The sequence below is a fragment of the Phenylobacterium sp. genome (assembly GCF_046291545.1).
Lineage (GTDB): Bacteria > Pseudomonadota > Alphaproteobacteria > Caulobacterales > Caulobacteraceae > Phenylobacterium.
Genome location: NZ_JBKBSM010000004.1, coordinates 53,276 through 77,924, shown reverse-complemented (window position 1 = coordinate 77,924; position 24,649 = coordinate 53,276). Strand labels below are relative to the sequence as shown.

Below are 24,649 nucleotides of genomic sequence, written 5' to 3'. Positions count from 1 at the left end.
TTGGGTCGAGCGCAGGGTCGGACGTTTCGCGCTGCGATGGCAAGGCGCCGCAACGACAGGCGGATCTAGGCCTTGGCCCGGTCCACGGTCTCGACGCTGGGGTTGGCCCGCAGGGCGGCGGCGATGTGCGTCAGGTGCTTGGCGTCCTTCACGTCGATTTCGAAGTCGACGTCGAAGAAGTCCTGCTGACGATGGTGCATGCGCAGGTTTGCGATGTTGCCGCCGGCCTCGCCGATGATGGTGCAGACCTGGCCCAGCACCCCCGGGGCGTTCTTGATCGTGGCGGTCAGACGCGCGCGGGCGACGGTGTTGCGCTCCGCCTCGGGCGTCCACTGCAGGTCGCGCCAGACGTCTTCGTCGTCCTCGAACTCGGCCAGGCGTTCGCAGTCGATCGTGTGAACGGTCAGGCCCGAGCCGTCGCGTTCCAGGATGCCGACGATACGGTCGCCGGGCACCGGGCTGCAGCACTCGGCGAAATGCAGGGAAACGCCGGGGGTCAGTCCGCTTCCGCGCACATAGAGGCGCGCGCCCTTGCCGTCCTCGATCCGCCGCAGCGCCGCCGCAGCCTCGCGCTCGGCGGTGTTCAGGCCCGGGAAGGCGATGTCCAGAAGCTGTGCGGGCGAGACGCGGCCGCGGCCGACGGCCTCGAACAGCTCGTCCTCGCTGCCGACGGCGAAGCGGTCCAGGGCCGGGCGCAGGGACACGTTCTGCCGGTTCTTGCCGGCGCGCTCGAAGGTCTGGTCCACGGTGGCCCGGCCGAGGCGGACGAACTCTTCCTTCTCGGTCTGACGGATGTGGCGGCGGATCGCCGAGCGCGCACGACCGGTGACCGTCAGCGAGCGCCAGTCGGGCGGCACCACGGGCTTGGGGCCGCGGATCACCTCCACGACGTCCCCGTTGGACAACTGGGTGCGCATCGGCTTCAGCTCGCCGTTGATCTTCACCCCGATGCAGGTGTCGCCCACGTCGGTGTGGACGGCGTAGGCGAAGTCCAGCGGCATGGCGCCGCGCGGAAGGCTCACGAGCCGCCCCTTCGGCGTGAAGACGAACACCTGGTCGAGGAACATCTCGAGCTTGGCGTGCTCCATCAGTTCCTCGGCGTCCCCGCCGTGCTCCAGCACCTGGACGAGGTGACGCAGGTTCACCAGCGGGTCGCGCCCGCCGGCTGCGGCCTGGGCTTCGGCGTCGAAACCGTAAGACTGGTCCTTGTAGCGCCAGTGGGCGGCCACGCCGTCCTCAGCGACCCGGTCCATGGTCTCGGTGCGGATCTGCATCTCGATCCGCATGCCCTTGGGCCCCACGACGGTGGTGTGCAGGGAGCGGTAGTTGTTCCGCTTGGGTGTGGAGATGAAGTCCTTGAAGCGCTCGGGCACGCTCGGCCAGGCGCGGTGGATCACCCCCAGGGCCCGATAGCAGGCGTCCTCCGTGTCGACGATCACGCGGAAGGCGTAGATGTCCGAAAGCTGGGAAAAGCCGATCGACTTGCGCTGCAGCTTGCGCCAGATCGAATAGGGATGCTTCTCGCGGCCGAAGACCCGGGCCGGGATTCCGGCCGCTTCGAGCCGCGCGGCGATCTCCTGGGAGACCAGCGACACCGCCCCGCCCTGATCGTGGCGCAGGGCCTCGAGCCTGCGGCGGATCGCGTCCCGCGCAACCGGGTTCAGGTGCTCGAACGCCAGCTCCTCCAGCTCCGAGCAGATGCGGTGGCAACCGATGGAGCGAGCCAGCGGCGCGTAGATGTCCAGGGTCTCGCGGGCGATCCGCTCGCGCTTGGCCGGATTGGGGATGAACTCCAGCGTGCGCATGTTGTGCAGCCGGTCGGCCAGCTTCACCATCAGGACGCGCACGTCCTTGGAGATCGCCAGGATGAACTTGCGAAGGTTTTCGGCCTGGCGCGTCAGCTCGCTGGAGAGTTCCAGCTTGGAGAGCTTGGTGACGCCCTGGACCAGCTCGCTGATCTCCGGGCCGAACAGGTCCTCGATGTCCTGCGGCGTGACGGGGCAATCCTCGATCACGTCGTGCAGCAGCGCCGTGACGATCGTCGCGGTGTCCAGCCGATAGTCCGTGAGGATGCCGGCGACCTCGATAGGATGGGCGAAGTAAGGATCGCCCGAGGCGCGCTTCTGCGAACCATGCATGCGCATGGCGTAGACATAGGCGCGGTTCAGCAGCGCCTCGTCGGCTGTGGGATCGTACGAGCAGACCTTTTCGATCAGCTCGTACTGGCGAAGCATCTTCGGGCGTCGCGGCGCGGTGGGCGCGACGGAGGGAACGGCGGCGGCCTTCGGCGCCGCCTCAAGAGCCAGAGGGTCTGCGCCTTCGGGGCTCAGTAGCGCTCCTCCTGGCCGCCGTCGCGGTCGCTTTGCAGGGCGCGCACCAGCTCAAGCTCGCTCATCTGCATGTGCGTGGGGTCGGCCAGCAGCGCCAGGGTCTCGGCCTCTTCCTCGGCTTCGGAGCGCTCGTCGACCCGCTGCAGGGTGCCGATCAGGCTTTCCCGCAGTTCCTCGCTGTCCACCACGTCGTCGGCGATCTCGCGAAGCGCCACGACCGGGTTCTTGTCGTTGTCGCGGTCGACCAGGAGCTGGGCGCCGGCGGAAATGCCGCGCGCGCGGTGCGCCGCCAGCAGCACGAGGCTGAAGCGGTTCGGGACCTTTTCGATGCAGTCTTCGACGGTGACGCGAGCCATGGAGTCTCTCAGAAGCGGGGTAGAACTCTGTAAAATAGAGGCTCCGCCCTCATTGTGCAACGCGACAATGCCGCCTCAGGCCGGATGGGCGTCGCGTCCCACGCTCGCCCGCGCGGCGAGTTCGGCGGCGGTCGCGCCCAGCACCGGATGGCGCCAGCCGGGCGCCACCTGGGCGAGCGGGCCCATCACGAACAGCCGCTCGTGGGCGCGCGGGTGCGGCAGGGTGAGCTCGGGCGTCGTGCGCACCTGGCGGCCGAAGGCGATCAGATCCAGGTCCAGCGTGCGCGAATCGTTCGCCGCGCCGCGTCGGCGACCGAACTGCGCCTCAATGTTGAACAACGTTCGAATCGTCTCTTCCGGACCTAGCGGCGCCTCGACAAGCACGACTCCATTGCGATACTCAGGCTTCAGAGGATCGGGCCAGGCGGTGGAAACCCACCAGCTCGAACGACTTACCACAGGCAATCCCGCCTGGGCGAAACCCGCGAGCGCTGCTTCGAGAAGGGCTTCGGACGACGCATAGCCGCCGGCAAGATTGCTGCCCAAGGCGACGATGACCGCTTCGTCCAGATCCGCCGCCCCGGCCATTGAAGGAATTTCCAACCTTATGACTTTCTACCCCACGGACAGGCTGGCCCTCTTCATCGACGGGGCGAACCTCTATTCCGCCGCGAAGGGGCTGGGGTTCGACATCGACTACCGCAAGTTGCTGGAGGAATTCCGCAAGCGCGGGGTGCTGATCCGGGCCTACTATTACACCGCCCTCGTCGAGGACCAGGAGTATTCCCCCATCCGCCCGCTGGTCGACTGGCTCGACTACAACGGCTTCCGCCTGGTGACCAAGCCGGCCCGGGAATACACCGACGCCCAGGGCCGCAAGCGCTGGCGGGGCGACATGGACGTGGAGATCGCCGTCGACATGATGACGATGAGCGACCACGCCGACCATCTGGTGCTGTTCTCCGGCGACGGCGATTTCCGGTGTCTGGTCGAAGCCGTTCAGCGCAAGGGCGCGCGGGTGACCGTGGTCTCGACAGTCAAGTCGCAGCCGCCGATGGCCTCCGACGACTTGCGCCGCCAGGCGGATAATTTCGTGGACCTCGCGGACCTGGCCGACATCATCGGCCGGCCTTCGCGCCTGCCGCGCTTCATCCAGGAGAGCCGGACCCACACGGATCGCGAGAACCAAGCGGATGCCGACGCCTGAAGCGGCGTCCGCGGAGCCTCACCGCGACTGCCCGATCTGCCCCCGGCTCGTGGCCTACCGCGAGGCGAACCGCGCCGCCCACCCCGACTGGTTCAACGGCCCGGCGCCGTCGTTCGGCGATCCTGAAGCGCGCCTGCTGGTCGCCGGTCTCGCGCCTGGCCGCACTGGCGCCAACCGGACAGGGCGGCCGTTCACCGGCGATTTCGCCGGCGTCCTGCTCTACGAGACGCTGATCAAGAGCGGCTTCGCCGAAGGCCGCTACGAGGCGCGGCCGGACGACGGCCTGCGGCTGGTCGACTGCATGATCACCAATGCGGTGCGCTGCGCGCCGCCAGGCAACAAGCCCGAATCCTCGGAAGAGGCCAACTGCCGCCCCTTCCTGACGGCCCGGCTCGCCGCCCTTCCCCGGCTCAAGGTCATCGTCACGCTCGGCGACGTGGCGCGGCGCAACGTGCTGCGCGCCATGGGGCTGAAGGCTTCCGCCGGGATCGCCGGCCACGGCTCCGAGTTCGCGGCGGGGGCCTATGTGGTGATCAACAGCTATCACTGCTCAAGGCTCAACACGAACACTGGCCGCCTCACGCCGGCGATGTTCGAGGCCGTGTTCCAGCGTGCGCGCGAACTCCTGGACGGGCCGAGCGCCTAACCCTTGCTCCAGTAGAAATAGCGCCATACCGGCCGAAAGCCGGCGCGCCGATAGAGCGCGCGCGCCGGTGCGTTCGCCTCCTCCACCTGCAGGAACACCTTAGCCACGTCGCGCGCGGCGCAGGCCTCGGCCAGTCCCGCCAGCACCCGACCCGCCAGCCCCTCGCCTCGGCGGGCCTTGCTGGTGCGCATGCCGTGGACGCTCGCCCAGCCATGGCCGAACGCGGCCACGCCGACCGCCAGCGTCGTCCCGCCCTCGCGCACGGCGCCGTAGGCCGCGTCCGCCGAGCGGCTGAGCGCCGCCACGCGATGGGCCCCGTCGATCGGATCAAACCCCTCGCCCGTGAACACGCTCGCCCAGGCCTCATCGGGGCGGTGGAGCATGTCGGCGGGCGCGGCCCTGCTGACCGCTCGCATGTCCGCGACGGCGGCGGTCTTCACCAGGGTCGGCTGTTCGGACCGGTAGCCTCGGCGGAGCAGCTCTGCGCGGACGCTCTCCAGGGCCGGGGCGTCACAAAGCCTCACCGCCGGCCTCAGGCCTTCGGACGCGAACGCGGCCTCGATCGCGTCCAGGACGGCGGGATCGGCGATCAGGTCATGGCGCAGCGGCGCGGCGCTGGCGGCTCGACGGATCGTGCCGGCGTCGAGCGCGACGATCCAGCCGCCGATCTCGCGCACCGCGCGTGGCGAGACCGCGGCGATCGTGGCCCGTTCAATGGCCTCGACCTCCTCCGGCGTCATCCCTTGTCCCGAAGCAGGCGCGCCTTGTCCCGCTGCCAGTCCCGCTCGGCGGTGGCCTCTCGCTTGTCGTGCGCCTTCTTGCCCTTGGCCAGGGCCAGCTCCAGCTTGGCCACGCCCTTGTCGTTCCAATAGAGGCGCGTCGGCACGATGGTGCGCCCTTCCCGCTGGACCGCGCCGATCAGCCGGTTGATCTGCTTGCGGTGCAGCAGCAGCTTTCGGGGGCGGCGCGGCTCGTGGTTGAAGCGGTTGGCCTGGACGTAGGGCGGGATGTCGGCGTTGATCAGCCAGATCTCGTCCCCCTCCACCCCGGCGTATGACTCCGCGATGTTGGCCCGCCCGTTGCGCAGGCTCTTCACCTCGGTGCCGGTCAGCGCCAGACCGGCCTCGAAGGTGTCCTCAAGGAAGTAGTCGAACCGCGCGCGCCGGTTCTCGGCGATGACCTTGCCGGCCATCAGATCACGCCCGCCTCGCGCATGGCGGCCAGCACCTCGGCGCGGGCGGCTTCCGAGCAGGAAATGATCGGCAACCGGGCGTCCTCGAGGCAGAGCCCCAGGTGCGCAAGCGCGAACTTGGTGGGCGACGGCGAGGCGTCGGCGAACAGGGCCTTGTGCAGACCGATCAGCCGGTCCTGCCAGTAGAGCGCCGTCTTCCAGTCGTCCGCGAGCGCGGCGTTGTAGAAGGCCGCGCACAGGTCCGGCGCGACGTTGGCGGTGACCGAGATGCAGCCGTGGCCTCCGTGCGCCATGTAGCCCAGGGCGCTGGGATCGTCGCCGGACAGCATCACCCAGCCCGTCCCGCACATCAGGCGCTGCTGGCTGGCCCGCGGCAGGTCGCCGGTGGCGTCCTTGATCCCGACGATGTTCGGCAGCTTGGCGAGCCGCGCGAGCGTCTCGTTGGAGATGTCCACGCCGCAGCGCGAAGGCACGTTGTAGACGAGCACCGGCAACTGAACGGCCTCGTTGATCGCCGCGTAGTGGGCGTAGAGCCCCTCCTGGCTGGGCCGGTTGTAATAGGGCGTCACCACCAGGGCCGCGTCCGCGCCGATGGTCTTTGCGTGACGGACGAGCTCGATCGCCTCTTCGGTGGAGTTGGACCCTGCGCCGGCGATCACCGGCACGCGCCCACCCGCCGTCTCGACGCAGAGCTCCACCACGCGGCGATGCTCGTCATGGCTGAGGGTGGCGGTCTCGCCGGTGGTGCCCACGGGCACGAGCCCGTGAACGCCGCCCGCGATCTGCCGCTCGACGAGGGAGACGAACGCCGCCTCATCGACTGCGCCGTCGCGGAACGGCGTCACCAGGGCGGGCATCACGCCCTTGAACAGGGGATCTGACATGGTCAACGAAAAGCCAAGAAGACTGCCGCTTGTTATTGCGGCCTAAAGATTTGGGCGGACAATATGGCGGCCAGCCCCGACGCCGCAACGTCACATTTTCCGCAGCAGCGCCCGGAGATCGATTTTGATTCCAAAGGCCCGCAAAGCGCTCCTGAGCTCCGTCGCCGTTCTCCTGCTCGCCAGCGTGGCCGATGCGCAGACGGTCGATTCGCCTTCGCCCAGGCCTGCGCCGGCTGCGCAGCCCCGCGTGGAGACCCCGCCGACCGCGACCTATCAGCGTCTGAACGACGCCGAAAGCCAGCTTCTGCGTCAGGCCCTGGAGTCGGCGCGCCGCGGCGACATCGCCGGCGCCCAGTCCGCTATCTCCGGCCTGAACGATCCCGTCGCCAAGAAGATCGCCATCTGGGCGCTCACCGACACCTCTGGCGAATCGCTGAGTTTCTTTGAGGTCGAACGGGCCCGCGGCGATCTCTCGGGCTGGCCTCGCGGGGCCAAGCGCCAGGCCGTGGCGGAGCGCCTCGTGGCGACCTCCGGCATGCCGCCGGCGCGGATGGTCGAATGGTTCGGCGGGGCCGAGCCCGCCACGGCCGAAGGCGCGATGGCCCTGGCGTCGGCGTATCAGGCCCTTGGGCGCGCGGACGACGCTGCGCGGCTGATCCGCAACGTCTGGAGGAACCGCTCTTTCGAGGTCGACGCCCAGCGCGCCATGCTCGCCAGGTTCGGCTCGCTGCTGACGCCCGAAGACCACGTCCGCCGGGCGGACATCCTGCTCTATGGACCGCAGGGCCCCGCAGCCAGGGACATGCTGGCGCTCCTGCCGGCCGACCAGCGCGCGGCCGCCGAGGCCCGCATCGCCCTGCGCTCCAATGCGGCCAACGCCAACGACCTGGCCGCCGCCCTGCCCCCCAGCGTGGCGGACAGCCCTGGCGTGGCGTTCGAAAAGGCCAGCTATCTGCGCCGCCGCGGCCTCGACACCCTGGCCCTGCAGATGGTCGACAAGCTGCCGACCGAGATCGCCACCGAGGAGGCGGCGGACCGGATCTGGAACGAGCGCTATCAACTCACGCTCAAGGCGCTGCGCAACGGCGACGCCCAAGGCGCCTACAAGGCCTCGGCCAACACCGGCCTCACCGAGGGCGCCGACGCCGCGGAGGCCGAGTTCTACGCCGGCTGGATCGCCCTGACGCGGCTGAACAATCCGGCTGCGGCCGATCGCCATTTCGCGGCCATCGAGCGGATCGGCTCCCCGCCCACCCCCCGCGGCGGGGCGCTCTTGGGGCGCGGCCGCGCCGCCGAGGCTCGCGGCGACGCGGCCGCCGCACAGGCCTTCTATTCCGCCGCTGCGCGGCACAACACCACCTTTTACGGTCAACTCGCCGGGGAAAAGGTCGGCGACGGCCGATTGGTCCTGGGCAGGGATCCGGTCATCACGCCGGCCGACCGCGCCCGGTTCGAATCGCGCGAAACGGTGCGGGCCGCGCGCATGCTCTACGACATGGGCGAGAAGAACCTCTTCCGCGTGTTCGTCCTCGCCCTCGACGACGTGCTGCCGAGCGCCGAGGAGGAGGCCCTCCTGGTGGACCTTGCGCGCAGTTACGGCGACCAGGACGCCTCGATGAAGGTGGTCCGCGCCGCCGCTCAGCGGGGCTTCATCTTGCCTGAGCGCGGCTATCCTCTGCGCGACGCCCCGCAGCTGGCCCGGGCGCCGGAGCCCGCCCTCATCCTCGGCATCACCCGCCAGGAGAGCGGCTTCGATCCCATGGTCCGCTCCGGCGCCGGCGCCCGCGGGATGATGCAGCTCATGCCGGCCACCGCGCAGCTCGTCGCGCGCGGCCTGGGCGTGGACTACGCCGCCCACCGTCTGGACGACCCGGACTACAACATGCGCCTGGGCTCGACATACCTGGGCCAGATGGTCGACCGGTTCAGCGGCTCCTACGTCATGGGGGTCGCCGCCTACAACGCCGGGCCCGGGCGTCCGCCCCAATGGTCGAGCTTCTGCGGCGATCCGCGGGGGTCCGGCACCGACCCCATCGACTTCATCGAGTGCATTCCCTTCTCGGAAACGCGCAACTACGTGATGCGGGTGATGGAAGGACAGCAGGTCTATCGTGCGCGACTGAATGGCGGGGCGGCCAAGATCACGCTCAGCCAGGACCTCGCCCGGGGCAGCTACGGCTTCACGCCCGACGTTCAGACCGCCTCGTCCAGCCAGTAGGCGTCAGGACGCTGGCCGGGTCCTCACCCAGCTTGCGGTGAACAGCACGGCCCAGATCAGGTCGACGGCGCTGAACGCCGCCACTACGCCGGGGACACGGCCGGCGAGCCAAAGCGGAATCACCGCCCCGCCGAACGAGACCTTCTCGAGGATCGAGGGGATGATCGCCGCCCGGTATCGGCCGGGATCGGTGGAGATCACGAAGAACAGGGCCTGGAAGGCCAGCGCCGCACCGATGAAGCCGTAGTAGTTCTCCGGATGATTGACCGGAGAGACCGCGCTCACCTGCGCTTCGAGGAAATAGAGGGGGGCCAGGACGATCACGCCGTAGATGGCCGCCACCCTGAACACCCAGCGCGCAAAGGCCATCGCCCCTCCCCTGGGCGGCGTTCAATCGGCGATCAGGCCGTGGAGCAGTCCGTCCAGCGTCACGTCGATCAGCTCCTGCTGCCCGGCCCATTCGAACGCCGGGCGGGAGATGACGAGCTGCACCACTCCGTGGCAGGCGCCCCAGAGCGCCTGGGCCGCGCTGTCGGCCGTGCCGGTGCGCAGCCGTCCGGACGCGGCGATCTCCCGCACGACGCCGCTGAAGATCTCATAGCAGCGTGCGCCCAGGTCGGCGGTGCCCTCATGCCAGACGCTGCTGATGGTCGGACCGCCCGAGAACACGAGCTGGTAGGCGTTGGAATGTTCGAAGCCCCAGCGCATGTAAGACTCCAGCATCATGCGCACGCGGGTGACTGCGTCCAACGGCAAGGCCGACAGTTCGGTGTTGCGCTCCAGGAGCTGCTTGATCGTCGCTTCGCAGATCTCCAGGAGGATGCAGCCCTTGTCCTGGAAATGCATGTAGAGCGCGGTCGAGGAGACGCCGACCTCGTCGGCGATCTTCCTGATCGTGGCCCCCTCGTAGCCCTCGGCTACAAAGATCCGTTCCGCCGCTTCCAGGATCTCGGCGCGGCGAAGGTGGCCATCGCCCTTGGGCTTGCGGGCCGAACGCCGTGGGGTCGTCGCTACTGCCGTCAAAACGTCATTTCCCTCCCAGCTGAACGTTGTTAGGGGACGGCAAATCGCCCGCTGTTGCAAGACCGTAACACCCGATTGGTCCCTGGGGCGCCTTGTCGCGCAGGCCTGCGCGCCTGGCCTGGACTGGACGCGCGCGCCTTGCGGCGTCTAAAGCACCGGCCATGAGCGCAGGCCGTCCCGTTGTCGCCCAAGCCCCAGAGGTCATGCGCACCCGTGCGTGGTCCGACTACGCCCTGCTCGATTCGGGCGGCGGACGGAAACTGGAACGCTACGGCCGCTTCACCGTCGTCCGGCCCGAGCCTCAGTGCCTGTGGAGTCCGCGGTTGCCGCCCTCGGTCTGGGAACAGGCCGATGCGGTGTTCGATCCGGCGGACGAGGAGGATGCGGGTCGCTGGCGATTCTCGGGCAGGCCGGTGGAAGCCTGGCCCCTCGCCTGGGGCGATGTGCGCTTCAACGGGCGATTCACCGCCTTCCGCCACCTGGCGTTCTTTCCGGAGCAGGCGGCGAACTGGGCGTGGCTCGAGGGCCGCCTGCGCGGCCTCACCGACACCCCGAAGGTGCTCAACCTCTTCGGCTACACCGGCGTTGCGAGCCTGGTCTGCGCGGCGGCCGGCGCGGCGGTCACCCATGTGGACGCCAGCAAGAAGGCCATCGGCTGGGCGCGGGAGAACGCTGCGCTCTCCGGCCTCGAGGACCGACCGATCCGCTGGATCTGCGAGGACGCGCGCCGCTATGTCCAGCGCGAGGCCAGGCGCGGCTCGCGCTATGAAGGCATCATCCTCGATCCCCCGAAGTACGGGCGGGGTCCGACGGGCGAGGTCTGGCGGCTGTTCGAGGATCTGCCCGAGCTTTCCGCCCTTTGCGCCGAACTCCTGTCCGAACGGGCGTCCTTCCTGATCCTCAACGCCTATGCGGCGCGGATTTCCGGGGCGGCCCTGGCGGGGCTGCTCGCCGACCGGCTGAACGGACGCGGGGGCGCCGTCGAGTGGGGCGAGCTGGCCCTGGTGGAGGACGGTGGCGAGCGGGAGATCGGCCTGTCGTTCTTTGCGCGGTGGACGGCATGAACGCCCGCCTCGTCACCTCCCTGACCAATCCCACGGTGAAGGCGGTGCGTGCGCTCCACCTTCGCAAGGAGCGTGAGGTTTCCGGCCGGTTCGTCGCCGAAGGCCTGAAGATCGTCACCGAGGCGGTCGAACTGGGACGAGCGCCCAAGGTGCTGCTCTATGGACGCGAGGCGGCCGATCATCCGCTGCTCAAGAAAGCCGTCGCCACGACCCTCGCCGCCCGCGGCGAGGTGATCGAGGTCACCCAGGAGATCCTCGCCAAGGTCTCGCGGCGCGACAATCCCCAAGCGGTCGTGGCTGTGTTCGACCAGGTGTTCACGCCGCTCGAAGCCCTTCGCCCCGAGGCGGCCGACTGCTTCGTCGCCCTTCACCGCGTGCGCGACCCGGGCAACCTGGGGACCATCGTGCGCACGGCCGACGCGGCCGGATGCGGGGCGGTGATCCTGGTCGGCGAGTGCTGCGATCCCTATTCGGTAGAAGCGGTGCGCGCCACCATGGGGTCGATCTTCGCCGTGCCCGTCGTCCGCGCCGAGGAAGCCGCCTTCGCCGCATGGCGCAGGACGTGGCCGGGATCGGTGGTCGGCACGCTGCTGACCGCCACAGTGGCCCACCATGAGGCGACCTATCGCAAGCCCGCCCTGATCCTGATGGGGAACGAGCAGCAGGGCCTGCCGCAGGACATGGCTTCGCTCTGCGACGTCAACGTCAAGATTCCCATGCGCGGCCGCGCCGACAGCCTGAACCTCTCGGTCGCCACCGGCGTCATGATCTACGCCGCCACGGCCTGAGGCCGCCTGATGAAGACGCTCCTCATCGTCTGGCACTCCCGAACCGGCGGTTCGCGTCAGATGGCCGAGGCCGCGGCGCTGGCCGCCCGCGAGCTGGGCGAGGTCAAGGTTCGCCTGCTGACGGCCGAGGCCGCCCAGGCCGAAGACCTGGCGGCCGCCGACGGCTACGTCTTCGTCTGCCCCGAGAACCTGGCGGCGATCAGCGGCCAGATGAAGGAGTTCTTCGACCGCACCTACTATCCTGTGCTGGAGCGCCTGAACGGCCGGCCCTACGCGATCATGGTGTGCGCCGGCTCGGACGGGGACGGCGCCGTGCGCCAGATCGCCCGGATCGCCACCGGCTGGCGGCTGAAGCAGGTCGCTGATCCGATCGTCGTGAACACCGCGGCCCAGACCCCCGAGGCGATCCTTGCGCCCAAGACCATCGACCAGGCGGCGCTCGACCGCTGCGGCGAACTCGGCGCCGCCCTTGCGGCGGGCCTCGCGATGGGCGTGTTCTAGGGGCGCGCCTCCGCTAGGACCGCCCCTTGGAGATCGCAAAGGCGAGGACGATCGCCAGGCCGATGCCGATGCCGGCGACGACGCTGTTGATGACCAGCCCGATGGCCACCCCCACGGCGATCCCGATGGCGATCGTGACGCCCGAGAGCTCGAACTTCGGCATAACGCGCTCCTGGTCCTGCGAGGCGCCCGCCCCGAGCCTTGGACACGAACAGCGCGTCTGCGGGGCGGACCTTAGGCCTCGATGAACGGCTTGAAGCCGCCGAAGATCATCCGCTTGCCGTCGAAGGGCACGTTTTCGGGGGACGGGTGCAGGCGCGGATCGGCCATGACCTTGGCGTTGATCTCGTCTCGGGCCTCGCGGGAGGCGTAGACGATCCAGGAGAACACCACGACTTCGTCGTCCTGCGCCTGGACCGCGCGGGGGAAGGACGTGAGTTCGCCATAAGGCACGTCGTCGCCCACGCATTCGACATAGGCCAGGGCGCCGTACTCCTTCCAGACGATGCTGGCGGTGCGGGCGAGCGCCTCGTAGTCGCCAAGCTTGGCTTTAGGAACGGCGAGAAGGAATCCGTCGACGTACGCCATGGGTCATCTCCTGATCTGACAGGCCAAGGACGGCCGAAGCGCCGATCATCCGACATCCTGTGCAGTTTTTTTGTCAGCGGGCGGCCATGGCCCCCGCGAAATCGATCACGCACATCGCGGTGTAGACCCGGTGCGTCCCGCACCCCACGCCTGCGGCCTGGTAGCCATGGCCGAAGATGTTCCGGCGATGGCCGCGGCCAGCGACCCCGCTGTCAATGACCAGTTGCGCCACGACGGTCCGTGGATCGGCGAAGCCATAGGAGATGTTTTCCGCCATCAGCCCGGCCCCGACGCCGTGCCGCTGGAGACGCTGGCCCAGGCCCTCCCCTCCAGGCCCCGCATGACCGATCTGGCCGGAAGCGCCCTGGGCAAGCGCGTGGTCAAGGGCGGCGGCCGAGAGTCTGGCGTCCAGCCTCAACGGCGGCAGCGGCGTCTGGCGCGCCAGAAAATCCAGCGCCTCGGCGAAGGCGTCCGGATCGATGTGGGCGTAACTCAGATAGCCGTGCCTCCCCGCCAGTTCCGCCGCCTCGCGCCGCAGGGCCTCGGCATAGGCCTGAGGTCGCGTCCGGGCGAAGTTGATCTCCTCCAGGACGCCGCGTTCCAGGGATTGGGCGGTGGCTGGCGGCGTATGAAGGAAGGCGAGCAGGAGGCCGCAGAGCGCGCCCGATGCGGGCAGGCGGAAGGGCGTGCGCATGATGCACCCGTCGTTCGACGCCCCTCGCGATTCCCTTAGCACGCGGTGGTTTCCTCTCCGTAACTCGGCGTCCTGCGACCCGGCGTCACGTCCCGCGGGGCTTGGCTCGGGTCGTCGGCGCGGCGAGCGCGGGATCCTCCGGCCACGGGTGCTTGGGGTAGCGGCCGCGCATCTCGGCCCGGACGTCCTTCCACGAGCCGCGCCAGAACCCCGGCAGGTCCTTCGTCATCTGGATTGGCCGATGCGCCGGCGACAGCAGCGCCAGGGTCAGCGGAACCTTGCCGTGCGCGATGCACGGGTGGTCGGCGAGCCCGAACACCTCCTGCACCCGAACGTCCACACGAGGCCCGCCCTCCGCGGAATAGTCGATGGCCAGGCGCGAGCCGGTAGGCGCGGTCCAGTGGGTGGGCAGGGCGGCGTCCATCCTGCGCAGCTGCTCCCACGGAACCAGGGCGCGAACGGCCCCGTCCAGCGCCTCGGGCGTCAGCGCCTTGAGGGAGCGCGCATTGGCGAGCAGCGGCGCGAGCCACTCCTCCAAGCGCGTGAGCAGCGCCTCGTCCGACAGGTCGGGCCAGTCGCCCTCGCCCAGACCGCGCAGGAACACCGCCCGCTGGCGCAGGGCCGCCGTCGCGGCGCCCCACGACAGGGCGTCGAGTCCGTCGAGCCGTACGCGGTCGAGCAGAGCGCCGACGATCAGCTCCGGATCGGGGTTTTCGTCGATCGTCTCCCGCACAACGATGCGGCCCAGGCGGGTCAGCCGTTTGGCGCGCAGCCGCCCCGCTCCGCTCTCCTCCAGCCGGTCCTCGTGCTCCAGAACATCGTGGAAAGCCCGCAGAAGCTCGGCCTCGTCGACCGGCGCGGCTAGGAGGATGCGGTCGCGCCGCTCGCCGCCCCCCAGTTCGGCGACCGCCAGCCAGCGCTCGCGCGCCAGGGCGTCGGTCGGCTCCAGGAAGGCCCCTCGCCCGCTGACGAGCTGGAACTCGCCGGCCGCCCCTCGGGCGCGAGCGACACGCTCAGGATAGGCGAAGGCGAGCAGCAGGCCGTCGTCGAGCGGCTCGTCGCGTCCCGCGGTCCCGGCCAGTCGCGCCCAACGGTCGGCGAGCCCCCGGGCGTCCCGGCCCCTTGGGCTGCGGTCGCGCTCCAGCGACTCCAGCCGATGGCGCAGGTCGACGTCACGGCCGCCCAGGCCCCGCTCGGTGACGAGGGCGGCGATCCGCGCCGCCCTGGGCGCCTGGCCCCCTTCGGCGGCGCGCAGCACCATGTGGGCCAGGCGCGGCGGCAAGGGGAACTCGCTGAGCCGCTCGCCGTGCGCGGTGAGCAATCCGTCCTCGCTCAACGCCCCCAGCCGGGCAAGCAGCGACCTGGCTTCGGCGAAAGCGGCCCCAGGCGGCGGATCGAGAAAAGCCAGGGCCGAGGGATCGCGCGCGCCCCAGCGGGCCAGGTCCAGAGCCAGGCTGGAGAGGTCGGCGTCCAGGATCTCGGGGTCGGCGAAGGCCGGCAGGGCCCGGGTCTCGGCCTCGTCCCACAGGCGGTAGCAGACGCCCGGCTGGGTCCGTCCCGCCCGGCCCCGGCGCTGATCTGCGGCGGCGCGGCTGACGCGCACTGTGGCGAGGCGGACAAGGCCGCTGGCCGGATCGAACCTCGGGACCCTGGACAGGCCGCAGTCGACCACCACACGCACGCCCTCGATCGTCAGGCTGGTTTCGGCGATCGACGTGGCCAGCACCACCTTGCGCCGTCCGGACGGCGCGGGCGCGATCGCCCGGTCCTGATCGCGCGGGTCCAAGGCGCCGTAGAGCGGATCGACGTCGACCTCCGGGCGGCGAACCCGCTCACGAAGGAGGTCCTCCACGCGCCGTATCTCGCCCTGGCCAGGCAGGAACACCAGAACGCCGCCGGTTTCTTCGGCCAGCCCGCGCTCGACGGCGCGGACCACCCGCTCCTCCAGGCGCTGGCGCTCGTCGCGCCCGAGATAGCGCGTCTCCACGGGAAAGGCCCGGCCCTGGCTCTCGATCACCGGCGCCCCGTCCAGAAGCCGCGCCACCGCCGCCCCGTCCAGCGTCGCGGACATCACCAGGATGCGCAGGTCGTCGCGTAGGAGCTGCTGGGCGTCCCGCGCGAGGGCGAGGCCCAGGTCGGCGTCCAGGCTGCGCTCATGAAACTCGTCGAAGATCACCGCGGCGACGCCTGCAAGCCCCGGATCGGCGAGGATCATCCGGGTGAAGACGCCCTCGGTGACCACCTCGATCCGCGTGCGGGCCGAGACCCGGGACTGCATGCGCACGCGGTAGCCCACGGTCTCGCCCACGCTCTCGCCCAGGGTCGCGGCCATCCGCTCGGCGGCGGCGCGGGCGGCCAGCCGCCGCGGCTCGAGCACGATGATCCGCCCCTCCGCCCGCCAGGGCGCCTCCAGCAGCGCCAGAGGCACGACCGTGGTCTTGCCGGCTCCGGGCGGCGCCACGAGCACGGCCGAAGTCCGCTCGGCCATCGCCGCCTGAAGCTTCGGCAGAATGTCGTGAATGGGCAGCATCTGGGCGGTCTAGCCGCGCGCCGAGGCGCAGCCAAGCTGGCGCTCGGTGCGGCGGCGCTTGTCGCTTGACCGCAGCATGACAACCACGCAACGCTCCGCGCCAGCTCTGAGCGGCATGGGGGTCGCTCTCTCAGGAGGTAATATGTGGCGCGTTAAGCCGCTCGACGCGATCCTTGCGACCGCGGAGAAGAAGTCGCTGCACCGATCGTTGGGTGCATTCCAGCTCACCATGCTCGGCATCGGCGCGATCATCGGCACCGGGATCTTCGTGCTGACCGCGGAGGCGGCGCAGAAGGCCGGCCCGGGCATGATCCTGGCTTTCATCATCGCCGGGTTCGTCTGCGCCGTGGCCGCGCTCTGTTATGCGGAGATGTCGTCCATGGTCCCGGTGTCGGGATCGGCCTACACCTACAGCTACGCCGTAATGGGCGAGATGCTGGCCTGGATGGTGGGCTGGGCTCTGATCCTGGAATACGCCGTCGCCGCCGGCGCCGTTTCCGTCGGCTGGTCGGGCTATGTGGTCGGCCTGCTCGAGAATGCTCTGCACATCGACATACCCAACACGCTGGTGCGCGGCCCCCTCGACGGCGGCCTGGTGAACCTGCCTGCGGCGGGCATCGCCCTGGTGGTCACCGCCCTTCTGGTGATCGGCACGCGGGAGTCGGCGACCGTCAACGCCATCCTGGTGGCGGTCAAAGTCGCGGCCCTGACCCTGTTCATCATCCTGGCGTTCCCGGTGATGAACATGGAGAACTTCAACCCGTTCATGCCCCTGGGCTTCGGCGGCGTGTCCGCGGCCGCGGCTTCGATCTTCTTCGCCTATGTCGGCTTCGACGCCGTCTCCACCGCAGCCGAGGAGACGAAGAACCCGCAGCGGAACATGCCCATCGGCCTGATCGGCTCGCTCGGGATCTGCACCATCTTCTACATCCTGGTGGCCTCGGGCGTGATCGGCACCGTGGGCGCCCAGCCGATCGTCGACTCTGCGGGCCAGGGCCTGCGCCCCGGCAGCCCGGCGTTGTCGGCCGCCTGCCAGGCGATCGGCGAGAGCAAGGTGGTGTGCTCCAAGGAGGCGCTCGCCTGGACGCTGCGCAACATCGGCTGGCCCCAGATCGGCAACCTGATCGGCCTGGCCGCCGGCCTCGCCCTGCCCTCGGTCATCCTGATGATGATGTTCGGCCAGACCCGCATCTTCTTCGTGATGAGCCGCGACGGCCTGCTGCCCAGCAGGCTGTCGGCCGTGCATCCAAAGTTCCATACGCCGCACGTGATCACCATCATCACCGGCGTGTTCGTCGCGCTGTTCTCGGCGTTCTTCCCGGTGGGCGTTCTGGCGGACATCTCGAACTCCGGCACCCTCTTCGCCTTCGCCATGGTGGCGATCGCCGTGCTGGTGCTGCGGCGCACCGATCCGGACCGCAAGCGTCCGTTCCGCACCCCCGCGGTGACGGTCGTCGCGCCCCTGGCGGCGGTGGGCTGCATCTATCTGTTCTTCAGCCTGTCGGCAGAAACGCAGTTGATGTTCGCCGGCTGGGCGATCGTCGGCCTGGTGGTCTATTTCCTCTACGGCTACCGCAACAGCCACCTGGCTCGCGGCGTGGTCGAGGTGCCAGAGCTGTCGCCCGACGCGCCGCCGGAATCGGTGCCGCCGATGCCGGGCGCGCCGCCCCCCGGCGCCCGCTGAGCACGGCTCGGACGAAATTGACGCAGGGCCCGGGGCGCATGCCCCGGGCCCTTTTCTTGTGCGGCCCAAGCGCCGATGTTAGGCGGACCCGCCAACCGAGGAGAGGCCGTGTCCGCCGAGCCCCCCATCCGCGCGCTGATCGCGCCCGTCACGCCGCTGCAGCAGAACTGCACGATCGTCTGGTGCGCCAAGACCGGGAAGGCCGCGGTGATCGACCCCGGCGGCGAAGTCCCGCGCCTCCTGAAGGCGCTCGCAGACCAGGGACTGACCCTGGAGAAGATCTGGATCACCCACGGCCACCTCGATCACGCCGGGGGAGCCGAAGCCCTGAAGGCGGCCACCGGCGCGCCGATCGAAGGCCCGCACCGCGAGGACGCCTTCTGGATCGACAAGATCACGGACGACGGCGCCCGCTGGGGCATGACGGAGGCGCGTTCGTTCACCCCGGATCGCTGGCTCGAGGACGGCGACAAGGTGACGCTTGGAGAGACCGAGTTCGAGGTCCTGCACTGTCCCGGCCATACGCCCGGCCATGTCGTGTTCTTCCACCGCGGCGCGCGCTTCGCCCAGGTGGGCGACGTCCTGTTTCAGGGCTCCATCGGCCGCACGGACTTTCCCCGCGGGGACTACAAGGCGCTGATCTCGGCGATCACGGGCAAGCTCTGGCCGCTTGGCGAGGATGTGCAGTTCGTTCCCGGCCACGGTCCGATGTCGACCTTCGGCCATGAACGGCGCACCAATCCCTTCGTCGCCGACGACGTTCTCGCCGACGGCTGAAGCGCGGTTTCAGCGGTGAAATCCCACTGTCATTCGGGGACCTGAAAATGGTGCGCATGGACACACGCACGGACCAGGCCGCCGAGAACGCCCGCATCCTGATGGTCGACGACGACCCGGGCATCCGCGACGTGGTCTCCGACTTCCTGGGCCGGCACGGCTATCAGGTCGAAACGGCGGCCGACGCGCGGGAGATGGAGCTGGCGCTCGAACGCGGTCCTGTGGATCTCGTGGTGCTCGACGTCATGCTCCCAGGCGAGGACGGCCTGGCGATCTGCCGGCGCATGGCCGCCTCGGGCGGGCCGCCGATCATCATGCTCTCGGCCATGGGCGAGGACACAGACCGCATTGTCGGGCTGGAACTCGGCGCCGACGACTATCTGGCCAAGCCCTGCAACCCGCGTGAGCTCCTGGCCCGAGTGCGCGCCGTCCTGCGTCGGGCCGAGCTGCGCGGCGGGGCCAACGGCATCGGCGCCGGCTGCGAGTTCGCCGGCTGGCGTCTGGACCTCGTGCGCCGCGAGCTGCGCTCGCCGCAGGGGGTGGTGGTCAACCTCTCCAGCGGGGAGTTCTCCCTGCTGCGCGCCTTTGTGGAGCGGCCCCAGCGCGTGCTCACCCGGGACCAACTCCTCGACTTCGCGCGCGGGCCGGATTCGGACGCCTTCGACCGGGCCATTGACGTGCAGATCAGCCGGCTGCGGCGCAAGCTGGACGACGGCGGCGGCGGCCAGGACCTGATCCGCACCATCCGAAACGAAGGCTACATGTTCACCGCCAAGGTGAAGCGCACATGAAGTCGGCCGGCGCCGCACGGCCCACGGCGTCCCTCTTCGGCCAGCTCCTGGCGCTGATCATCCTCAGCCTGATCGCGGCGCAGGCGATCAGCCTGCTGCTGCTCTTCAACCTGCCGCCGCCGGTGCCCGACTTCTACCGGCTGGACGAGATCGTCCGGACCTACAACGGCGGGCACATGGAGTTCGTCGAGCGCCGTCCGCTGGAGGTCAGGCGGAGTGCCCGCGCGCCCTCGCCCAAGTCCGACAGCCGCCTGGCGCCGATGATCTGCCGCGCCCTGGCCGAGGCGATCGACGTGCCCGTCGACCGCGTGGTGATCTCGTCGGACAAGGGGCCGTTCTCCGACCGGCGGGTGTTCCGCCTGGTGCGCGACCGCATCGAGCGCGAAGGCGGCGACCGCGACGAGCATTTCCTGGTCACGCCCTTCGAGGTGGGCGTCCAGCAGGACGACGGCAGTTGGCGAATCGTGCGGCCGGTCCGCGGCTTCGGGCTGTCGAGCTGGCAGCAGCGCGTGGCGCTCTGGTTCTTCCTGTCCGCCCTGGCCATGGCCCCCGTCGCCTATCTCTTCTCACGTCGGCTTTCGGCGCCCATCAAACTGTTCGCCGAGGCCGCCGAGCGCCTCGGGCGCGACCCCCGAGCGCCGCCGCTCACCATGCGCGGTTCCAGCGAGATCGACGTGGCCGTCCGCGCCTTCAACGACATGCAGGAACGCCTGCGTCGCTATGTGGACGACCGTACGGCCATGGTCGGGGCCATCGCTCATGACCTGCGCACGCCCCTCACCCGGCTGCGGTTCCGCATCGAGAACGCCCCTGAAGACCTGCGGGGCAAGATGGCGGGCGACCTGGACCAGATGGAGGAGATGATCTCGGCGGCGCTGACCTTCGTGCGCGACGCCACCCGGCCGAGCGAACGCACGCCGCTGGAGCTCTCGTCGCTGCTGGAGAGCCTCTGTGACGAAATGGCCGAGACGGGCGCGGAGACCGAGATCGAGCGCGGCGAGAAGGTGGTGATCGAAGGCGATCCCCTGGCGCTTCGGCGGCTGTTCACCAACCTCCTCGACAACGCGGTCAAGTTCGGCGGCCGCGCCCGCACCCGGGTGTATCGTGAGAACCACTACGCCATCGTCGAGATCGCTGACGACGGCCCGGGCATCCCGGCGGAGGACCACGAGCGGGTGTTCGATCCCTTCTATCGCCGCGAGCCGTCTCGCAGCCGGCAGACGGGCGGCATCGGCCTGGGCCTGGCGGTCGTGCGCTCGGTGGCGCGCGGCCATGGCGGGGATGTGACCCTGTTCAACCGCTCCGCCGGCGGATTGACGGCCCGGGTGCAGCTCCCGATCTAGCGCCCCGATGTTGCCGGTGCGCAAGACTGCCGAGCGGCTCTGCAATAGGCCTGTAACGCGGTTCGCAGATGTAGAGGCGATTCCAGCCGCAGCCGTCAGCTGCGGTTCAGACGCGAACGCCAGACTGTCCCTCGCCTCGACATACCCCGAAGAACAGCATCGATGACCCCAACGCCCTCCCGTCCCGTGAAGCGCCGTCGCCGCACGGCCCCGATGCTCTGGGGCGGGGCCGCCGTGCTGCTCGTAGTCGCCGCCGGCTTCGTCGTGTTCCAGATGCGCGGCGGCCCGCCCAAGGACCCCTACCGCACAGAAGCGGTGACCCGCGGCCCCATCACAAAGGCCGTATCGGCGTCCGGCGCCCTGGAGGCGCTGGTCACGGTCGAGGTGGGCTCCCAGATCTCCGGTCAGATCCGCGAGGTGCGCGTCGACTTCAACGACGAGGTCAAGAAGGGCCAGGTGCTCGCCATCCTCGACCCGCAGACCTTCGAATCCCGCGTCGCCCAGGGGCGGGCCGACATCGCCGCGGGCGAGGCGACCCTCAACCAGGCGCGGGCCGAGCTCGCCGCCGCCGAGGCTGACTTCAGGCGCAAGAAGGTCCTGGTCGAACAGGGCTACTACTCGCCGTCCACGCTGGACCTGGCCGAAGCCGCCTACAAGCGCAACGCCGCAGCCGTCGAAGCCGCCCGCGCCCGCATCGCCCAGTCCCGCGCCTCCCTGCGCAGCCAGGAGGTTGACCTGACCCGCACCGTGATCGTCTCGCCGATCGACGGCGTGGTGGTCGACCGCCAGATCGAGCCCGGCCAGACGGTGGCCGCAAGCCTGCAGGCGCCGGTCCTGTTCCGCATCGCCCAGGATCTCTCGAAGGTGCAGGTGAAGATCTCCGTCGACGAGGCCGATATCGGCCAGGTCGCCGAGGGCCAGGCGGTGCGCTTCACCGTCGACGCCTTTCCGGATGACAACTTCCAGGGCGTGGTGACCCAGGTGCGCAAGCAGCCCGTCACCGAATCCAATGTCGTCGCCTATACGGTGATGGCCGAGGCCGACAATCCCCGCGGACGCCTCCTGCCGGGCATGACGGCCAACGCCGACATCATCATCGAGCAGCGGCCCAACGTGCTGAAGGTGCCCGCTGCAGCGCTGCGCTGGAAGCCGGCGAGCGCCAACCTGCAGGCCGCTTCGGGGCCGCCCGGCTTCGGCGGACCGCCGCGCAACTCCCCGGGCGCGGGCGGCGGCCGCGTGCGCATGGGGGGGCCTCGCGTGGCGGAGGAGCTGGATCTCGACGCGAGCCAGCGCGAGCGCTGGAGCGTGATTCAGGCTGACCTGCGGGCCAAGATGGCTTCGAGCCTTGCGGAAGGCGGCGATCGCGAGGCCATGCGTGCAGCCATGCGCCGGAACATGGAGTCGGCGCTCGCCCAGCTCGAACCTTACCTGAAGCCGGAGCAGAAAGCCAAGCTGTCGGCCCTGAAGGCCACCCTGGCCGAAGGGCGAGCCGGGGCCGACGGCTTCACAGGCGGGGTCGTCTACGTGCTTCGTGACGGCAAGCCGGTCCCTGTGCCGGTGCAGGTCGGCGCCACCGACGGCTCCTCCACCCAGATCCGCGGCGCATTGCAGCCTGGCGACCTTGTGATCACCGGCGGCGGCCCCAAGGCCAAGGTGCAGGCGCGCTCCCCCATGGGCGGCCCCGGCGGCGGGGCGCCCGTTCGCGTGCGGATGTAGGCCGGTGATCGAGATCCGAGACCTGCGAAAGGTCTACGTCATGGGCGAGGAGGAGGTCGCCGCCCTCGCCGGGGTGAGCATGAGCATCGACCGTGGCGAGAGCGTCGCGGTGATCGGCCCGTCCGGCTCGGGCAAATCGTCCCTGATGAACATCCTGGGCGGCCTCGATCGGCCCACGAGCGGCTCCTATCTGTTCGAGGGCGAGGACGTGGGCCGCTTCGACGACGACCAACTCGCAGAGTTCCGGCGCCGCCGGATCGGCTTCATCTTCCAGTCCTTCCAGCTCCTGCCGAGGCTGACCGCCCTGCAGAACGTCGAGCTGCCGATGATCTACGCCGGGCTCGAGCCGGCCGATCGGCGGGCCAGGGCCGCGGACCTCCTCGAGCGCGTCGGACTGGGGACTCGCATGGGACACAAGCCCACGCAGCTCTCCGGCGGTCAGCAGCAACGTGTGGCCATCGCCCGGGCCCTGGCGAACGCGCCGGACCTCCTGCTGGCGGACGAGCCTACCGGCGCCCTCGACACCCACACGGGAGAAGAGGTCATGGCGCTCTTCAAGGAGCTCAATCGCGAGGGCCTGACGCTGGTCATCGTCACCCATGACCCCGAGGTGGCCGCCGAGGCGGCTCGGCGCGTCTCCTTCCGGGACGGCCTGATCATCAGCGATGACCGGGGAGCGGCGGCGTGAAGGCGATCGAGCTCGTCCGCTTCGCGACCGGCGCCATCGTCGCCCATCCCCTGCGCAGCGGCCTCACCTCCCTTGGGGTGGTGATCGGCGTCGCCGCCGTGGTCATGATGACCTCCATCGGGCTTGGGGCCCAGCAACGGGTCACCAGCACGATCGCCGGCCTGGGCTCCAACCTGATCATCGTCTCTCCGGCTTCCACCCGTGGCGGCGGCGGCGGGTTCGTGATGCAGGCCGCAGGATCCAGCAACTCCCTGACCGACCGCGACGCTCAGGCCCTCCTCCAGCAGGTCGACGGTGTCGCGGCCGTGGCCCCGGCGGTGCGCGGTCAGGCTCAGCTCGTAGCCGACGGCGCCAACTGGAACACCCGTATCGAGGGCGTCACCCCCGACTACCTGATCGCGCGAGACCTGGTGGTCGCCCAGGGTCGGATGTTCGACGACCGCGAAGCCCGCCAGGGCCGCAAGGTGGTGGTGATCGGCCCCACGGTGGCGCGCGAGCTGTGGGGCGAGGCCGATCCGATCGGGCGGCGGGTTCGGGTGCGATCCGTCCCGTTCGAGGTGATCGGCGTCCTGGAATCCAAAGGGCAGTCAAGCTTCGGCCAGGATCAGGATGACATCGTGCTGGGGCCGCTGCAGGCCGTGCGCTCGCGGATCGTCGGCCGGCGCCTCCGCGGCGACGAGGTCCAGACCATCTACGTCAAGGCCGCCTCCGAAGACGTTCTCGACCGGGTGCAGGAGGACGTCTCAGACGTCCTGCGCCAGCAGCACCGCATCCGCCCAGGGGACGACGACGACTTCTCGACCCAGAACATGGCGTCGATCCTCCAGGCTTCGCAGGCCGCCGTGGCGACGTTCACGATCCTGCTGGCCGCCGTGGCCGCGGTCTCCCTGGTCGTGGGCGGCGTCGGGATCATGAACATCATGCTGGTCGCGGTGACCGAACGGACACGGGAGATCGGCCTGCGCATGGCCCTGGGCGCCAAGCGCTCGCACGTCCTCATCCAGTTCGCCCTGGAGTCGGTGGCGCTGTCCCTCGCCGGCGGCGTAGTCGGCTTGACGATCGGGGTGATCGGCGCGGTGGTCATCGCCCGGATCGGCTCGTGGCCCGCCGCGGTGCCGTCGTGGGCGGGACCATTGTCCCTCGGTTTCTCCGTGCTCGTGGGCCTAGTCTTTGGCGCCTATCCCTCCTGGCGCGCGGCGCGGCTGGACCCGATCGAAGCCCTCAGACGGGAATAAACCTGACGCTGCGCAACCGTCAGCATGCTTCGCGGGTTTGCCTAGCTGTACAGCCGCCGCGAGACCTCGCGCTCGTGTCCGATTCGCCTTCGGGGCGGCAGGCGATCGGACCGACGCCCGCGCCGTGCGGCGACGTCTCCAGCCGCGAGGAGAAACTGATGGCAAGTGTCGAAACCAATTCCAAGCCGAGGGCCCGTCGTGGGTTCGCCGCCATGAATCCCGAGCGCCGCCGCGAGATTGCGCGCAAGGGCGGCGCCAGCGTGCCGGGCGAGAAGCGCAGCTTCGCCAAGGACCGGGATCTCGCGGCCTCGGCCGGCCGCAAGGGCGGTGAAGCGTCCCGCGGCGGAGGCCGGCGCGGGAACGACCTGGAAAGCTGACTATCCGGCCGGGTCGG

Annotated in this window: 26 protein-coding genes; 14 read left to right on the top strand and 12 right to left on the bottom strand. The window is 69.8% G+C overall.

The genetic code is table 11. From position 1 onward, the window contains the following. Window positions 1–65 precede the first annotated feature (65 nt). From ACK4YQ_RS11485 to folK, 3 genes are all read right to left on the bottom strand, one after another. Complete coding sequence (locus ACK4YQ_RS11485) at window positions 66–2,234, bottom strand: RelA/SpoT family protein (RefSeq protein WP_409611484.1); 2,169 nt, start codon at window positions 2,232–2,234, stop codon at window positions 66–68. 92 nt (window positions 2,235–2,326) lie between these two features. Beyond that, on the bottom strand, window positions 2,327–2,686 hold the full coding sequence (gene rpoZ, locus ACK4YQ_RS11480; protein ID WP_409611482.1) for a DNA-directed RNA polymerase subunit omega: 360 nt from the start codon (window positions 2,684–2,686) through the stop codon (window positions 2,327–2,329). A 75-nt stretch (window positions 2,687–2,761) separates the two neighbouring features. After that, on the bottom strand, window positions 2,762–3,274 hold the full coding sequence (gene folK, locus ACK4YQ_RS11475) for a 2-amino-4-hydroxy-6-hydroxymethyldihydropteridine diphosphokinase (RefSeq protein WP_409611480.1): 513 nt from the start codon (window positions 3,272–3,274) through the stop codon (window positions 2,762–2,764). Window positions 3,275–3,293: 19 nt separating this feature from the next. On the opposite strand from folK, the gene ACK4YQ_RS11470 reads away from it, so the two are divergent. Continuing rightward, window positions 3,294–3,893 carry an NYN domain-containing protein gene (locus ACK4YQ_RS11470; protein ID WP_409611478.1) on the top strand — a complete coding sequence of 200 codons (600 nt, stop codon included), beginning with the start codon at window positions 3,294–3,296 and terminating at the stop codon, window positions 3,891–3,893. Then, window positions 3,880–4,539 carry a uracil-DNA glycosylase gene (locus tag ACK4YQ_RS11465; RefSeq protein WP_409611476.1) on the top strand — a complete coding sequence of 220 codons (660 nt, stop codon included), beginning with the start codon at window positions 3,880–3,882 and terminating at the stop codon, window positions 4,537–4,539. The genes ACK4YQ_RS11470 and ACK4YQ_RS11465 overlap by 14 nt, the downstream gene beginning before the upstream one ends. Here the strand turns inward: ACK4YQ_RS11465 and ACK4YQ_RS11460 are convergent. Genes ACK4YQ_RS11460 through dapA form a run of 3 tightly spaced genes read right to left on the bottom strand, consistent with a single transcriptional unit; the run spans window position 4,536 to window position 6,615 of the window. Beyond that, window positions 4,536–5,279, bottom strand: a complete 744-nt coding sequence (locus tag ACK4YQ_RS11460; RefSeq protein ID WP_409611474.1) for a GNAT family N-acetyltransferase — start codon at window positions 5,277–5,279, stop codon at window positions 4,536–4,538. The genes ACK4YQ_RS11465 and ACK4YQ_RS11460 overlap by 4 nt on opposite strands. Further along, entirely contained in the window at window positions 5,276–5,731 is a 456-nt protein-coding gene (gene smpB / locus ACK4YQ_RS11455; protein ID WP_409611472.1) for an SsrA-binding protein SmpB, read from the bottom strand. The genes ACK4YQ_RS11460 and smpB overlap by 4 nt, the downstream gene beginning before the upstream one ends. Further along, the gene (dapA, locus tag ACK4YQ_RS11450; RefSeq protein ID WP_409611470.1) at window positions 5,731–6,615 is read right to left on the bottom strand and encodes a 4-hydroxy-tetrahydrodipicolinate synthase; all 885 of its coding nucleotides are present in this window, start codon (window positions 6,613–6,615) and stop codon (window positions 5,731–5,733) included. Before dapA ends, smpB begins: the two co-directional genes overlap by 1 nt. A 124-nt stretch (window positions 6,616–6,739) precedes the next feature. Here dapA and ACK4YQ_RS11445 point away from each other — a divergent pair, with 124 nt between their 5' ends. After that, the gene (locus ACK4YQ_RS11445; protein WP_409611468.1) at window positions 6,740–8,833 is read left to right on the top strand and encodes a transglycosylase SLT domain-containing protein; all 2,094 of its coding nucleotides are present in this window, start codon (window positions 6,740–6,742) and stop codon (window positions 8,831–8,833) included. Between the two features lie 3 nt (window positions 8,834–8,836). Here ACK4YQ_RS11445 and ACK4YQ_RS11440 read toward each other — a convergent pair whose 3' ends face one another. Then, the gene (locus ACK4YQ_RS11440; protein ID WP_409611466.1) at window positions 8,837–9,202 is read right to left on the bottom strand and encodes a hypothetical protein; all 366 of its coding nucleotides are present in this window, start codon (window positions 9,200–9,202) and stop codon (window positions 8,837–8,839) included. Between the two features lie 21 nt (window positions 9,203–9,223). Next, the gene (locus tag ACK4YQ_RS11435) at window positions 9,224–9,856 is read right to left on the bottom strand and encodes a TetR/AcrR family transcriptional regulator (RefSeq protein ID WP_409611464.1); all 633 of its coding nucleotides are present in this window, start codon (window positions 9,854–9,856) and stop codon (window positions 9,224–9,226) included. 203 nt (window positions 9,857–10,059) lie between these two features. Here ACK4YQ_RS11435 and ACK4YQ_RS11430 point away from each other — a divergent pair, with 203 nt between their 5' ends. Genes ACK4YQ_RS11430 through ACK4YQ_RS11420 form a run of 3 tightly spaced genes read left to right on the top strand, consistent with a single transcriptional unit; the run spans window position 10,060 to window position 12,209 of the window. After that, window positions 10,060–10,920 (top strand): class I SAM-dependent methyltransferase, encoded by an 861-nt coding sequence (locus ACK4YQ_RS11430; RefSeq protein ID WP_409611462.1) that lies wholly within the window; start codon window positions 10,060–10,062, stop codon window positions 10,918–10,920. Beyond that, window positions 10,917–11,708, top strand: coding sequence for a TrmH family RNA methyltransferase (locus ACK4YQ_RS11425; protein ID WP_409611460.1), 792 nt, complete (start codon window positions 10,917–10,919; stop codon window positions 11,706–11,708). The genes ACK4YQ_RS11430 and ACK4YQ_RS11425 overlap by 4 nt, the downstream gene beginning before the upstream one ends. Window positions 11,709–11,717: 9 nt before the next feature. Further along, window positions 11,718–12,209, top strand: a complete 492-nt coding sequence (locus tag ACK4YQ_RS11420; protein WP_409611458.1) for a flavodoxin family protein — start codon at window positions 11,718–11,720, stop codon at window positions 12,207–12,209. A 13-nt stretch (window positions 12,210–12,222) separates the two neighbouring features. Here the strand turns inward: ACK4YQ_RS11420 and ACK4YQ_RS11415 are convergent, their stop codons facing one another. The 4 genes from ACK4YQ_RS11415 to hrpB all read right to left on the bottom strand — a co-directional run bounded on the left by ACK4YQ_RS11415 (window position 12,223) and on the right by hrpB (window position 16,021). Continuing rightward, entirely contained in the window at window positions 12,223–12,372 is a 150-nt protein-coding gene (locus ACK4YQ_RS11415) for a hypothetical protein (protein WP_409611456.1), read from the bottom strand. A 71-nt stretch (window positions 12,373–12,443) separates the two neighbouring features. Next, complete coding sequence (locus ACK4YQ_RS11410; RefSeq protein ID WP_409611454.1) at window positions 12,444–12,797, bottom strand: DUF1428 domain-containing protein; 354 nt, start codon at window positions 12,795–12,797, stop codon at window positions 12,444–12,446. 73 nt (window positions 12,798–12,870) lie between these two features. Next, entirely contained in the window at window positions 12,871–13,491 is a 621-nt protein-coding gene (locus ACK4YQ_RS11405; RefSeq protein ID WP_409611452.1) for a CAP domain-containing protein, read from the bottom strand. An 85-nt stretch (window positions 13,492–13,576) separates the two neighbouring features. Further along, window positions 13,577–16,021, bottom strand: coding sequence for an ATP-dependent helicase HrpB (gene hrpB, locus ACK4YQ_RS11400; protein ID WP_409611450.1), 2,445 nt, complete (start codon window positions 16,019–16,021; stop codon window positions 13,577–13,579). A gap of 142 nt (window positions 16,022–16,163) precedes the next feature. On the opposite strand from hrpB, the gene ACK4YQ_RS11395 reads away from it, so the two are divergent. The 8 genes from ACK4YQ_RS11395 (at window position 16,164) to ACK4YQ_RS11360 (ending at window position 24,632) form a co-directional block, all read left to right on the top strand. After that, entirely contained in the window at window positions 16,164–17,705 is a 1,542-nt protein-coding gene (locus ACK4YQ_RS11395) for an amino acid permease (protein WP_409611448.1), read from the top strand. A 108-nt stretch (window positions 17,706–17,813) separates the two neighbouring features. After that, window positions 17,814–18,482, top strand: coding sequence for an MBL fold metallo-hydrolase (locus ACK4YQ_RS11390; protein ID WP_409611446.1), 669 nt, complete (start codon window positions 17,814–17,816; stop codon window positions 18,480–18,482). 56 nt (window positions 18,483–18,538) lie between these two features. Beyond that, window positions 18,539–19,273 carry a response regulator gene (locus ACK4YQ_RS11385; protein WP_409611444.1) on the top strand — a complete coding sequence of 245 codons (735 nt, stop codon included), beginning with the start codon at window positions 18,539–18,541 and terminating at the stop codon, window positions 19,271–19,273. Beyond that, a complete protein-coding gene (locus ACK4YQ_RS11380; RefSeq protein ID WP_409611442.1) occupies window positions 19,270–20,616 on the top strand; it encodes an ATP-binding protein in 1,347 nt (448 codons plus the stop codon). The genes ACK4YQ_RS11385 and ACK4YQ_RS11380 overlap by 4 nt, the downstream gene beginning before the upstream one ends. A gap of 162 nt (window positions 20,617–20,778) precedes the next feature. After that, entirely contained in the window at window positions 20,779–22,332 is a 1,554-nt protein-coding gene (locus ACK4YQ_RS11375; protein ID WP_409611440.1) for an efflux RND transporter periplasmic adaptor subunit, read from the top strand. A 4-nt stretch (window positions 22,333–22,336) separates the two neighbouring features. Further along, complete coding sequence (locus ACK4YQ_RS11370; RefSeq protein ID WP_409611438.1) at window positions 22,337–23,020, top strand: ABC transporter ATP-binding protein; 684 nt, start codon at window positions 22,337–22,339, stop codon at window positions 23,018–23,020. Next, entirely contained in the window at window positions 23,017–24,255 is a 1,239-nt protein-coding gene (locus ACK4YQ_RS11365) for an ABC transporter permease (RefSeq protein ID WP_409611436.1), read from the top strand. The genes ACK4YQ_RS11370 and ACK4YQ_RS11365 overlap by 4 nt, the downstream gene beginning before the upstream one ends. 158 nt (window positions 24,256–24,413) lie before the next feature. Next, window positions 24,414–24,632 carry a general stress protein gene (locus ACK4YQ_RS11360; RefSeq protein ID WP_409611434.1) on the top strand — a complete coding sequence of 73 codons (219 nt, stop codon included), beginning with the start codon at window positions 24,414–24,416 and terminating at the stop codon, window positions 24,630–24,632. The last annotated feature ends 17 nt before the right edge of the window (window positions 24,633–24,649 follow it).